Raw genomic sequence first — 13,105 nt, 5'->3', positions numbered from 1 at the left:
AGTCCCGTCCCGCCGCGCCGCCTCAGGCGTAGGCGCGGCGCCGCTTGCTGACGACGTCCAGGGCGACCGCGAGAAGGAGGACCAGGCCCTTGATCGTCTGCTGCCACGCGGAGTCGACCGCCAGGATCGACAGGCCCATGTTGAGCACGCCCATGATGAGCGCGCCGATCATGGCGCCGGAGATCTTGCCGACGCCGCCGCGGACGGCACAGCCACCGATGAAGCAGGCCGCGATCGCGTCCAGCTCGTACAGCTGGCCGGCCGAGGCCACGCCGGCTCCGGCCCGGGAGGTGGTGACGATGGCCGCCACCGCGGCCAGCAGGCCCATGTTCACGAAGATCATGAAGTCGGTCACGCGCGTCCGCACGCCCGAGAGCTGGGCGGCGTGCCGGTTGCCGCCGACGGCGTAGATGTGGCGCCCGAACACCGTCCGGCTCAGCACGAACGTGAAGATCATGATCAGACCGCCGACGATGAGCAGCACGATCGGCGTGGCCCGCAGCGCGAGCCAGTAGGACACCACGCCGATGAGCGCGACCACCACCAGGTTCTTCACGAGGAAGATCCCCATCGGCTCGACGGCGAGCTCGTGCTTGATCAGGCCGCGGCGCGCACGCAACTGGGACAGGACGAAGCCGGCCATGCCGATGGCGCCGATCAGCAGGGTCACACCGTCCAGCCGGCCGACGAACCCGAGCCAGGAGGGCAGCTCGCCGCCGGCGATCGCGTTGAACGCGTCGGGCAGACTGGCGCGGGTCTCGCTGACCAGCACGATCGCGAGCCCGCGGAAGATGAGCATGCCCGCGAGCGTCACGATGAAGGCCGGGATACCCACATAGGCGACCCAGAACCCCTGCCAGCAGCCCACGAGCAGCCCCAGCACCAGGGCGAGCGCCACCGCGAGGGGCCACGACCAGCCCCAGTCGGACATCATGATGGCCGCCGCGCCGCCGATGAACGCGACGAGCGACCCGACCGACAGGTCGATGTGGCCGGCGACGATCACCATCACCATGCCGATCGCGAGGATCATGACGTAGGCGTTCTGCTGGATGAGGCTCACGACGTTGCTGGGATCGAGCAGCCGCCCACCGGTCAGCGCCTGGAACAGGGCGACGATCGCGAGCAGGGCGATGACGATCCCGTACTGCCGGGCGTTGCGACCCAGGTATTCCGTGATCTCGTTCATCGGGTCTTCTCCATGGTCATGTAGCGCATGAGTTCTTCCTGTGTCGCCCGCTCGCGCGGTACCTCGCCGGTGATCCGGCCCTGCGACATCGCGTAGACACGGTCGCAGACGCCGATCAGCTCGGGCAGTTCGGAGGAGATCACGATCACCGCCTTACCCGCCTCGGCGAGCTCGTTGACGAGGGCGTAGATCTCGTACTTGGCGCCGACGTCGATGCCTCGCGTCGGCTCGTCCAGGATGAGGACGTCCGGGTCGCTGAAGACCCACTTGGACAGCACCACCTTCTGCTGGTTGCCGCCCGAGAGCTGGCCCACCGTCGACTCGACGGACGGCGCCTTGATCCCGAAGTCGCGGCGGTACCGTTCCGCGACCGACGCCTCCCGCTCGCCGCTGATGACGCCCATCCAGTCCATGAGCTTGCCCAGGGCGGAGGAGGAGATGTTCTCCCGGATGGTCTGGATGAGGTTGAGCCCCAGGCTCTTGCGGTCCTCGGTGGTGTAGGCCAGGCCGTGCCGGATCGCGTCGGGGACGGAGGGGATCTTGATCTCGCGGCCGTCCTTGTAGACGCGGCCGGAGATGCCGGTGCCCCACGACCGGCCGAACAAGGACATCGCCAGTTCCGTGCGCCCGGCCCCCATGAGCCCGGCGAGGCCGACCACCTCGCCGGACCGCACGTTCAGGCTCGCGTGGTCCACGACCACGCGCTCGGTGTCTGACGGGTGATGCACCGTCCAGTCCTCGATCCGCAGCACCTCGTCGCCGATCGTGGCGTCGCGGCGGGGGAAGCGGCTCTCCAGCGAGCGCCCTACCATCCCCCGGATGATCCGGTCCTCGGTGACGGGCTCGTCGCCGTGCAGATCGAGGGTCTCGATGGTCCGGCCGTCACGGATGACGGTGACCCGGTCGGCGACCGCGGTGATCTCGCCCAGCTTGTGGCTGATGATGATGCAGGTCATCCCCTGCTCGCGGAACTCGCGCAGCAGCCGGAGCAGATGTTCGGAGTCGTCGTCGTTCAGCGCGGCGGTGGGCTCGTCGAGGATGAGCACGTCCACCCTCTTGGACAGCGCCTTGGCGATCTCCACGAGCTGCTGCTTGCCGACGCCGATCTCGGCGGGGGTGGTCTCGGGGTTCTCGTCCAGGCCCACCCGGGCGAGCAGGTCGGCCGCCGCGCGGTGCGTGCGGTTCCAGTCCACCACCCCGCCGCCCGAGTGCTCGTTGCCGAGGAAGATGTTCTCCGCGATCGACACCTGCGGGATGAGCGCCAGCTCCTGGTGGATGATGACGATTCCCCGGTCCTCGCTGTCCCGGATCCCGCGGAAGGCCATCGGCTCGCCGTCGAACACGATGTCGCCGTCGTACGAGCCGTGCGGGTAGACGCCGGACAGCACCTTCATCAGCGTCGACTTCCCGGCCCCGTTCTCGCCGCAGATCGCGTGGATCTCGCCGCGCCGCACCCGCAGGTTCACGTCCTGCAGTGCCTTCACACCGGGGAACTCCTTGGTGATCCCCAGCATCTCGAGGACGACGTCCTCGTGTTTCTCAGTCATCCCATGTCTCCTGTGCCCGACGGCGGTCGTGGATGAGGGGGTCCCGGCAGGGCGCGCGGCCCTGCCGGGACCTCCCGGCGTCACAGACCCAGGTCGGAGGCCTCGTAGAAGCCGGAGCCGACGAGGACGTCCTCGACGTCGTCCTTCGTCACGACCTGCGGCTCGAGCAGGTAGGACGGCACGACCTTCATGCCGTTGTCGTAGGTCTCGGTGTCGTTGACCTCGACCTCCTCGCCCGCCACGATCTGGTCGACCATGGTGGCCACCTGGTCGCCCAGGGTACGGGTGTCCTTCCAGACCGTCATGGACTGCTTGTCGGCCAGCATGTTCTTCACGTTGGCCTCGTCGGCGTCCTGGCCGGTGATGATCGGCCAGTCCTTGCCGGGCTCGTAGCCGGCGCCCTCGAGGGCCTGCTCGATGCCGAGCGCGAGCGAGTCGTTCGGGGACAGGACGACGTCGACCTTGTCGTCACCCTCGTAGAAGGAGTTGAGACGGTTCTCCATCTCGGACTGGGCCTTGGCCGACTCCCAGCCCTGGATGCCGATGCTGGTCCACTCGTCCACGGTGGCGGGGGCCTTGCCCGACGGGACCTCCAGCACGCCGTCCTCGACGTACGGGGAGAGGACGTCCCAGGCGCCCTTGAAGAAGAACTTGGCGTTGTTGTCGTCGGGGGATCCGGCGAACGGCTCGAGCGTGAACGGACCCTTCTCGCCGTCGTCCAGGCCGAGCTGGTCCACGATGTACTCGCCCTGGAGCGTGCCGACGAGCTCGTTGTCGAACGTGGCGTAGTAGTCGACGTTCTCCGACTCGTTGATCAGCCGGTCGTAGGCGATGACCGTGACGTCCTCGTCGGCCGCGTCCTGCAGCACGGGCGCCAGGGCCGTCCCGTCGATGGACGCGACCACCAGGATGTCCGCGCCCTCGTTGACCATGTTCTGGATCTGGGTGATCTGCTGGTCGACCTTGTTGTCCGCGTACTGGAGGCTGGTCTCGTAGCCGGCGTCCCCGAGCAGCTCCTCCAGGTGCGACCCGTCGTTGTTCCACCGCTCCAGGGAGCGGGTGGGCATGGCGATGCCGACCATGGTGGTCTCCGAGCCTCCGTCCGAGGTCTCTTCCGCCCCACCGGCGCGCTCGGCGCTGCACGCGCCCAGGGCCCCGACGGTCAGCGTGGTGGCGGCCAGGGCCGCGGTGATGCGTCCGAAACGGCGCAGTGACATCGTCGTCTCTCTTTCCTCGTCGAATGAGTCGTCCGGGACGCTAGCACGTTGGGTTCGACCTTCAACCCCACTCCACCGGATCGTGACCTTTTTGTGTTCGAGTCCCTAACTCAAGATCGAGGACTCGATCACACTTCCGGGTTAGAGTCCCAGCGTGACCAGGAGCCCAACGCCCGGCTCGGCGACCTCCATGCGGGAGGCGAACCGGGCGCGCATCGTCGACGCGGTGAAGCGCTACGGAGGGCTGACCCAGGTCGAGCTCGCCGCGGCCACCGGCGTCTCGACGGCGACCGTGTCCACGATCGTGCGCGAGCTGCTCGCGGCCGGCGTCGTGGAGACGCACTCCACGTCGCGTTCGGGGCGTCGTGCCACGCGGGTGACGATGGCCCGCCAGCTCGGCCTCGTCGCCGGGGTGCAGGTGGGGCCGCGCACGCTCCAGGTCGCGCTGAGCGACCTCGCCCTCGACGTCGTCGCCGACCAGCGCATGCCCCTGGCTCTCGACCACCGGGTCGACACCACGCTGGACCGGGCGGCGCTGCTCGTCATGGACCTGCTCGACCAGGTCGGAGCCGACGTCGACGAGCTCCTCGCACTGGGCCTCGCGCTCCCGGCCCCCGTCGACTCCGGCACCGGCGCACTCACGGTGCGCGGAGCCATGCGCGGCTGGGAGGACTCGGAACTCGCCGAGGTGCTGTCCCGGCGTATCTCGCGGCCGGTGTACGCCGACAAGGACGCCAATCTCGGCGCGATCGCCGAGCACGACCTCGGTGCGGCCCGCGGCCTGCACGACGTCGTCTACGTCCGCGTCGGCCACACCACCACGGCCGGGCTCCTGCTCGACGGGCGGGTCCACCGCGGGCGTGCCGGTACCGCGGGCGAGATCGGGCACGTCCAGGTCGATCCCGCGGGCCCCGTCTGCCGGTGCGGCAACCGGGGTTGCCTGGACACGGTGGTGAGCGCACCGGCCCTCCTGAGCCTCCTGCGGGCCAGCCACGGCGATCTCACCGTCCAGGACCTGCTGAGCCACGCCGCCGACGGCGACCCGGGCTGTCGGCGCGTCCTGGCCGACGCCGGCCGCGCCGTCGGCCAGGTGGTCGGGGACCTGGTCACGGCGCTCGGGCCGGAGTCCGTCGTCGTCGGCGGGGAGCTGGCCGCGGCCGGCGGCGTCCTCCTGGATCCGCTGCGCGAGGCCGTGGCCGCCCGCGCCGTCCCGTCCACCCGCGGCGCAGTACCCGTGCTCGGTGGTGAACTGGGCGAGAGAGCCGACATACTGGGCGCGCTCGCTCTCGCACGCCGCAAGACCCAGATCGAACTGGCCTGAAGGAGGCACGACGACGTGACCCACCCCCAGCCCGTGCTCTCCGTACGGGGAGTACACAAGTCCTTCGGCCCCGTGCGCGCGCTCGACGGTGTCGACCTCGACGTGCACGCCCACGAGGTGGTCGCCCTCGTCGGCGACAACGCAGCCGGCAAGTCGACGCTCGCCAAGGTCGTCGCCGGGGTCCTGGTGCCCGAGGCCGGCACCGTCACCGTGGACGGCAACCCCGTCCCGCCCGGCTCGCCGGCGTCGGCCCGGGCTCTGGGCGTGGCGACCGTCTTCCAGGACCTCGCCCTGGCCGAGAACCTGGACGTGGTGCAGAACCTCTTCCTGGGCCAGGAGATGTCCGGCCGGGGCGGGTTCGGGCTCGACGAGGCCGCCATGGAGAACCGGGCACGCGAGATCCTCGAGTCGCTCACCTCGCGCATCCCCTCGGTGCGGACGCCGCTGTCGGCGCTCTCCGCCGGGCAGCGACAGACCGTGGCGATCGCACGCACCCAGCTCGGCTCCCCGAAGGTGGTGGTGCTCGACGAGCCCACGGCCTCCCTGTCCGTGGCCCAGACCGCCGAGGTCCTCACCCACGTCCAGTCGCTGCGGGACCTCGGTCACGGCGTCATCCTCATCAGCCACAGCCTGTCGGACGTGCTCGCCGTCGCCGACCGGATCGAGGTGCTGCGTCACGGACGCAACAACGGCTCGTTCACCGCGGCCGAGGCCAGCCACGAGGCCGTCGTCGCCGCGATCACCGGCGCGACCCGGGTACCGCGGCGCGCTACGCCGTCGTCTCGTCCTTGACCTCGACCGAGCCCAGGACGCGCCGCAGGTAGGTGTACGTCAGGTCGCCCGCGGCCTGGTCGTACTGCTCCTCGTAGCCGTGCTTCGTGTACAGCGACAGGTTCTGCTTGGAGTCCTTGCCCGTGAACACCCACACCTCGGTGATCTCCGGCGGCAGGTACGGCGCGACGGCGACGAGCATCTGGGTGCCGATCCCCCGTCCCTGCTTGTCGGGCGCCACGGCGAGGCGCCCCAGCGTGGCCTTCTGGCCCTCCAGCTCGACACGGATCGAGCCGATCAGGCGGGTGCCCTCCCAGGCCCCGACGGTCACGATGTCCTCGCGGGCCATGTCCTCGCGAAGCTCGTGCAGCGTCTGGGTGAGCGGGGGGATGTTCGGGTCGTCGTAGAGCTGCGCCTCCGTGACGAACGCAGCTCGGCGGAGGGTGAGGAGTTCGCCTGCGTGGTCGTCGTCGACCAGGGCGATCGTCGTGGGTGCGTCGCTCATGGGGCCATGGTCGCAGAGTTGCGCGCCGCGCGGTGCACGGTTCGCCATCTGGTCGCACGATCGATGCGCGGGCGGCCGCCGTGTGGGACGTTCGCGCGCGCCACGGCGGGCCGACATAGGCTTCCGGAGTGACCGCACAGACCGAGACGACCCACTGGATCCTCACCCTCTCCTGCCCTGACGGTCCCGGAATCGTGCACGCCGTCGCCGGGATGCTCGCCGAGCACGGCGGGAACATCACCGAGTCGCAGCAGTTCGGTGACCCGTACTCGGGACGGTTCTTCATGCGGGTCCAGGTGGAGTCGGCGGCGTCACGCGAGGACCTGGTCTCGGCGGTGACCCCGCTGGCGGCACGGTTCGACATGACCTGGAACCTGGACACGGCCGGCCGGCCGATGCGCACGCTCCTGCTCGTGTCGAGGGCCGCGCACTGCCTGGTGGACCTGCTCTACCGGGAACGGTCGCAGCATCTGCCGATCGACGTGGTCGGCGTCGTGGGAAACCATCGCGACCTGGAGGACATCGCCGCGTTCTACGACAAACCGTTCCACCACGTGCCCGTCACGAAGGACACGAAGCCGCAGGCGGAGGCTGCGCTCCGCGAGCTGATCACCGGCACCGGCGCCGAGCTCGTCGTGCTGGCCCGCTACATGCAGATCCTGTCGGACGAGATGTGCCGCGACCACGCCGGGCGGATCATCAACATCCACCACTCGTTCCTGCCGTCGTTCAAGGGCGCCGGCCCCTACCGGCAGGCGCACGACCGCGGCGTGAAGATCATCGGCGCCACCAGCCACTACGTGACGGGCGACCTCGACGAGGGTCCCATCATCGAGCAGGACGTGGAACGGGTGGACCACACCCACACCATCGACGACCTGGTCCGCATCGGCGAGGACACGGAGCGCCGCACCCTGGCCCGCGCGGTGCGCTGGCACGCGGAGCACCGGGTCCTCCTGGACGGGCACCGTACCGTCGTCTTCCGCTGATCCCCCGCCGCCGACGTCGGCTGGCAGGCCGGGACGGGGAAGATCCCCCGTCCCGGCCGTGCTCAGTTCGCCGGATCCAGGAGCAGCGCCACCGTGCGGGCCGGAACCACGGCCGTCCCCGTCCCCGCCTCCCAGGTGGTCCGTCGGACGACGTCGTCCACGCCGCCGGCCTGCACCGGCGAGAGCGCGTAGTCGCGGCCGGACAGCTCCGGGAGTTCGACCGCCGCGTCGGCCGGGGACGCGTTGAAGACGATCAGCGCGCCGTCGAGGTCCGGGTCGACGTCGGCCGAGCCGGCCAGGTCGTCGACGGACATCGCGAACACACCCGGCAGGTCCTCCGCGCCCGCCCCTGCGGCTGTCCCCGGGAACGTCACCTTCTCCTGGATCAGGTCCGCGGAGCCGAGCCGCAGCAGGTCCGTCGACGCCCGCAGCTCCAGCAGCTCCGCGGCCTGGGCCGACGCGAAGGCGATGTCGTCCGGTGACGGAGCCAGTGACTCGTCGGCCAGCAGCGGCGCCATGAACGGCCAGTTGTCCTCGTTGTCCGCCGCCATCGGCAGGCCGCGGCCGAACCCGTTGTCCTGACCGCTCCAGTCGATGGCGTTGAACCAGTCACCGGAGTCGTAGGAGTTCCGGTCCAGCGACTTGGACCGCAGCAGGTCCGTCCCCGCGTGCCAGAACGAGGGCGTCTGTGCCAGGGCCGTCGTCGCCAGCGTCAGGCTGTTCATCCGCACCCGCTCGTCCATCGGGGTGTCCGCCGGGAGCTTGAGCGCGAGCAGGTCGAACAGCGTCTCGTTGTCGTGCGCGTCGACGTAGGTGACGACTTCCTCCGGCGAGTCCGCGTAGCCCGCGGGCGACCCCCGGTAGTCGATCTCGTCACCGCGACGGACCTCGCCGTCGGAGGTGGTAAACTCGAAGTCGCGCAGGTTCCCCGCGAGCCCCAGCTTCACCAGGTCCGTCTCGTGCGCGAGGTCGGCGGCCTCGTCGGCCCCGCCGTCGTTCACCGACGCCGCGTCGCCCAGGGACGCCTCGTGCCCGTTCGGGTCCGTGAACAGCCCCGTCCCGATGCCCTGCTGGAACAGCGAGGACCCGTCCACCGGAGACCCGCCGTGCATCGCGTCCCGCAGGCGGTCGCTGAACGTCCCGATGCCGGTCCCGCCCAGGTTGCCCTGCGTGGCCTGCTCGAAGCGGGCGCCGTTCGCCACCTCGCCGAAGTTCCAGCCCTCGCCGTACAGGTACACGGCCGAGCCGTCGACGCCGTCGTCGTCGGGCGTCAGCTCGTCCAGCGCCGCCCGGACCGCGAGCAGGTTCGCCTTCGAGTGGTGGCCCATGAGATCGAAGCGGAAGCCGTCGACGTGGTAGTCGCGGGCCCAGGTCACCACGGAGTCGACCATGAGCTTCTCGCCCATCGCGTGCTCGGTGGCGAGGTTCTGGCAGCAGGTGGAGGTCTCCACGTCGCCCGACACCGCGTTCAGCCGGTGGTAGTACCCCGGCACGACGCGGTCCAGCACGGACCTCTCCTCCTGGCCGGAGGCCGCCGTGTGGTTGAACACCTGGTCCAGGATCACCTGGAGGCCGGCGTGGTGCAGCGACCCGACCATGCCGCGGAACTCCGCGACGCGGGCGCCGCCGTCGGCGCGGGTGGCGTAGGAACCCTCGGGCGTCGTGAAGTGGTAGGGGTCGTAGCCCCAGTTGAACCCGTCGTCGGCCGCGATCCGGGAGACCGCCGCCTGCTGCTCGGTGCCGTCCGGGGCGAAACCGGACAGGTCGCCCGTGGTCGCCTGGGCGTCCCGGTCCTCCGGGATGGTGGCGATGTCGAACGTCGGCAGCAGGTGGACGCCGGTCATCCCGGCCTCGGCCAGGTCGCGCAGGTGGGTCATGCCGTCGGAGTGATCGACCCCGAACGCGGCGTACGTGCCGCGCAGGCGGGCGGGCACGGTCTCGTCGGCGATCGAGAAGTCGCGCACGTGCAGCTCGTAGATCGTCTGGTCGACGGGACGGTCCACGACCGGAGCGGGTGTGGTGCGCCACCGGCGCGGCTGGAACCGCTTGTCGTCCAGGGACACCACCACCGAGTGCGTGGAGTCGCGGGTCAGCCCGACCGAGTACGGGTCGGTGACGACGTTGGTCTCCACCTGCCCCGTGCTCGGCACGTACACCTCGACCGCGTAGCGGTAGCGCGCCCCGTACCAGGGGTAGCGCCTGTCGGTCCGCCTGCCGTCGAGGGTCCAGGCGCCGTCCCGCTGCCGCCGCGCGTCGAACCGGTCCGGTTCGGCGTCGAGATCGCGCCCGGCGGGCCAGACCAGCAGGTCCACGTCACGCGCGGTGGGCGCCCACAGCGCGAACGACGCCCACTTCAGGTTCGGGTGCACCATTACGCCGAGCTGCCGGTCCGTCGCGAACAGGTCGTCGAGCACGCCCGGGATCTGCACGCCCGTGACCGCGGTGGGCTCGCCGGGCGTCTCACCGTCCGCGTCGTACCGCTCCACGCTCAGCGCGCCCCGGAGCGCCGCCGTCGCGGCACCCCGGTCCATGCCCTCGATCAGGAGAGCCTGGTAGCCGGCGAGGTGCGGGAAGTCCTCGGCGACGTCCGCCGGCATCTCGCCCGGGCTCATCGGGTACGACGCCGCGTCACCCGCGACCAGGCGCCAGTCGTCGCCCTGCCCGAAACCCTCCGCGGGGACCAGCACGACGTCCTTCCGGACCCAGTGCGCCGCCAGCTGTCCCTCGCCGGGCGTGCCCGGCTCTCCGGCCTCGACCGCGGGAACCTTCGTGTCCGGGTCCCAGGTGAACGTCACCTCGCCGCCGCCGGTCGTGTACGGGATGTTGGCGCCGTCCCGCACGCCGTCCGCGCCGTAGTTCTCGGCCCAGGAGCCGTTGACGGCGACCTTGAACTCGTAGCTGCCGGCCGGGAGCTCGAACGTTCCGGCGTAGGTGCCGTCGTCCTGGAGCGTGAGCCGGGCGGCCTCGCAGTCGGGCGTCCAGTCGCCGGCGCAGCCCATCTCCGAGTTGTGGCTGCCGGGCACGGTGACCAGGTCGTAGGTGTCACCGGGCACGTCGTCGTCCACCACGCCGCTGACGTCGAGACCGACCGAGGCGTACGACGACGCCGCCGCCCGGTCACCGTCGGCGTCCCGCGTCACGGCGCGGTACTCGACCAGGGTCCCCTCGGCCAGGCCGGAGGTGTCGTGGAAGACCCGCGGATCGGTGTCCTCCGCCGTGCCGAGCGCGTGCCACTCCTCGGTGCCCACGGCCCGCCAGGCGAACGAGGTCTCCGCCCAGGCGTCGTCGATCGCCGCGGAGACCGGGGCGGTGCCCGTGACGGCTGCTCCGCCACGGTGCGTCTCGCCGGGTTCGACGGCGATCGTGCCGGTCGTGTCGGCGCCGACCTGCCGGTCCGCGACGAGGACGACGGCGGAGCGGGCCGGGACCGTGAGCGTGATCTCGCCGTCGGCATCGGCCGAGACCGCGTCCGCGCCACTGCCGCCGTCGTACAGCACGCCGTACGACGCGCCCGGCGTCAGCGTCGTGAACGACGCCGTGGCCGCCTCGGCGGCGTTGTTCAGCGCGACCAGGTGCTCGATCTTCTCGGTGCGGTCCACGCGCGAGAACGCGTAGATCCCCGCGCCGTCGGCGGCGTAGCGCTCGATCTGCGCCCCCGTCGCGAGTGCCGGGTGGTCCTCACGCAGGGCGGCGAGGGTCGCGATCTCCTCGTACAGGGGCGCGTCGGTGTCGTACCGGTCCTGGCTCCCCGCCTGCTCGCCGGTGACGAGGGACTGGTTCGCGTACTCGTCCACCTGCGTGGCGAAGAGCGTCTGACGGGCGTCCTTGTCGCCGCCCGTGCCGGCGAAGCCCTGCTCGTCGCCGTAGTAGACGACCGGCTGACCGCGGGTCAGGTACATCAGCTCGTGCGCGAGCTCGTCCCGCTCCAGCGGAGCGTCGGTGCCGGCGAGCATGTAGCCGACCCGGCCCATGTCGTGGTTGCCGAGGAACGTGGGCAGGGCCGTGGCCGAGGAGTCCGCCGTGGTGTAGCGGTCGTCGCTCGCGAAGTGGTCGGCGAGGCGCCGGGCGCTGTTGCCGCTCGCGTAGCTCGTGGCCGCCGACTGGAAGGCGAAGTCCAGCACCGAGGACATGTCCGTGTCACGGACGTAGGGCGAGGTCTTGGCCGCGTCGGCGTCGTACACCTCGCCGAAGGTGAAGAAGTCGTCCTTGCCCTGGCCGTGGGCGTAGTCCTGGATGGCGGCGGACCACTCCTCCCAGAACTCGAAGTTCACGTGCTTGGCCGTGTCGATCCGGAAGCCGTCGATGCCCAGGTCGATCCACGCCTCGTAGATCTCCTCCATGCCGCTGACCACCGTGGGGTGCTCGGTCATGAGGTCGTCGAGGCCGGAGAAGTCGCCGTAGGTGACCGACTCCCCCTCCCAGGTCGAGTTGCCCCGGTTGTGGTAGAGCGTCGGGTCGTTGAGCCAGGCCGGGACCTTGAGGTCGGCGTCCTCGGGGGCGATCTGCGGCGTGTACGGGAAGCTCGTGGCGGCGTCGAGGGCGGGGAAGTCGCCCGTGCCGGCGTGGTCGGCCGGGTCGAACGCGACGCCGTCGGCGTCCGTGTAGGGCCGGGTGGCCTGGTCGACGTAGTCGTAGGTGCCCTCGGCGTAGTCGACGACGTCGGCCGTGTGGTTGGTGATGATGTCGAAGTAGACCTTGATGCCGCGCGCGTGGGCGTCGTCGATCAGGGCCGCGAGCTCCTCGTTGGTGCCCAGGTGAGGGTCGATCCGGGTGAAGTCCGTGATCCAGTAGCCGTGGTAGCCGGCGCTCACGTCGTCACCGGAGCCCTGGACGGGCCGGTTGACGAAGGAGGGAGTCAGCCAGATCGCTGTGGTGCCCAGGCCCTCGATGTAGTCGAGGTTCTGCGCCAGGCCGGCGAGGTCGCCGCCCTGGTAGAAGCCCTTGTTCGTCGGGTCGAAGCCGGTGTCGAGCGGGCCGCCCGTCAGGCCGCCGTCGTCGTTGGACTCGTCGCCGTTGGCGAACCGGTCGGTCATGACGAAGTAGAAGCGCTCGTCGGACCCCGGCTGGCGGACCGGTGCGGCCACGAGGGGGTCGTCGGCCTCGGTCCAGCCGCCCGCGAGGTCCAGCGGGGTCAGGGCGATGCGGTGGGTGGCGTCGTCGTAGGTGACGCGGATCGTGGTGGGGCCCTCCAGGGTGAGGGGTGCGTTGTCGGCGCCGCCGTCGCGCCCGTACGACTCGTCCCAGGACCCGTCGAGCGCCACCTTGTACTGGTAGCTGCCGGCGGGGAACTCGAAGTCCGAGGAGAACGTGCCGTCGCCCGCCGGGGCCAGGGTGGTGTCCGCGCAGGTGGGGTCCCAGTTCTCGGTGCAGCCGAGCGCGGTCTGGAGGTCTCCGACGAGCGTGGCGGAACCGGCCGGGGCAGCGTCGGCCGCCACGGCCGTGACCGAGACGCCGAGACCGGCGACGGCCAGCAGGGAGCCGACTGCGGCCAGCCCGGCCGGGCGGCGGAGCGCGGCGCGCGGGCCGGAACGGGACCGGATGGGCATGCGGGCAGGGGGCGCGGCTG

Annotated in this window: 8 protein-coding genes; 3 read left to right on the top strand and 5 right to left on the bottom strand. The window is 70.8% G+C overall.

Annotated features, from left to right (window positions below; translation table 11 throughout):
- Positions 1–22: 22 nt before the first annotated feature.
- From mmsB to chvE, 3 genes are all read right to left on the bottom strand, one after another.
- Positions 23–1,189, bottom strand: coding sequence for a multiple monosaccharide ABC transporter permease (mmsB, locus tag HGK34_RS00410; protein ID WP_201844589.1), 1,167 nt, complete (start codon positions 1,187–1,189; stop codon positions 23–25).
- On the bottom strand, positions 1,186–2,736 hold the full coding sequence (mmsA, locus tag HGK34_RS00405; protein WP_201844588.1) for a multiple monosaccharide ABC transporter ATP-binding protein: 1,551 nt from the start codon (positions 2,734–2,736) through the stop codon (positions 1,186–1,188). The genes mmsB and mmsA overlap by 4 nt, the downstream gene beginning before the upstream one ends.
- A gap of 80 nt (positions 2,737–2,816) precedes the next feature.
- Positions 2,817–3,953, bottom strand: coding sequence for a multiple monosaccharide ABC transporter substrate-binding protein (chvE, locus tag HGK34_RS00400; protein WP_201844587.1), 1,137 nt, complete (start codon positions 3,951–3,953; stop codon positions 2,817–2,819).
- Between the two features lie 154 nt (positions 3,954–4,107).
- Between chvE and HGK34_RS00395 the strand changes: the two genes are divergently transcribed.
- Together HGK34_RS00395 and HGK34_RS00390 are read left to right on the top strand one after the other, a co-directional pair.
- Entirely contained in the window at positions 4,108–5,274 is a 1,167-nt protein-coding gene (locus HGK34_RS00395; RefSeq protein ID WP_307815594.1) for an ROK family transcriptional regulator, read from the top strand.
- A gap of 15 nt (positions 5,275–5,289) precedes the next feature.
- Entirely contained in the window at positions 5,290–6,066 is a 777-nt protein-coding gene (locus HGK34_RS00390; RefSeq protein WP_201844586.1) for an ATP-binding cassette domain-containing protein, read from the top strand.
- On the opposite strand, the gene HGK34_RS00385 is transcribed toward HGK34_RS00390, so the two are convergent.
- Positions 6,044–6,550: a GNAT family N-acetyltransferase gene (locus HGK34_RS00385; RefSeq protein WP_201844585.1), complete on the bottom strand. Its 507-nt coding sequence runs from the start codon at positions 6,548–6,550 to the stop codon at positions 6,044–6,046. The two genes, HGK34_RS00390 and HGK34_RS00385, sit on opposite strands and share 23 nt — an antisense overlap.
- Before the next feature lie 128 nt (positions 6,551–6,678).
- Here HGK34_RS00385 and purU point away from each other — a divergent pair, with 128 nt between their 5' ends.
- Complete coding sequence (gene purU / locus HGK34_RS00380; RefSeq protein ID WP_201844584.1) at positions 6,679–7,539, top strand: formyltetrahydrofolate deformylase; 861 nt, start codon at positions 6,679–6,681, stop codon at positions 7,537–7,539.
- A gap of 62 nt (positions 7,540–7,601) precedes the next feature.
- Here purU and pulA read toward each other — a convergent pair whose 3' ends face one another.
- Positions 7,602–13,085 (bottom strand): pullulanase-type alpha-1,6-glucosidase, encoded by a 5,484-nt coding sequence (pulA, locus tag HGK34_RS00375; RefSeq protein WP_201844898.1) that lies wholly within the window; start codon positions 13,083–13,085, stop codon positions 7,602–7,604.
- Between the last annotated feature and the right edge of the window lie 20 nt (positions 13,086–13,105).

Origin of the sequence: Myceligenerans indicum (genome assembly GCF_016742955.1) — a bacterium.
GTDB classification, from domain to species: Bacteria; Actinomycetota; Actinomycetes; order Actinomycetales; family Cellulomonadaceae; genus Myceligenerans; species Myceligenerans indicum.
The sequence above is the reverse complement of the archived record's forward strand: the minus strand, read 5'-3'. Positions and strand labels throughout refer to the sequence as shown.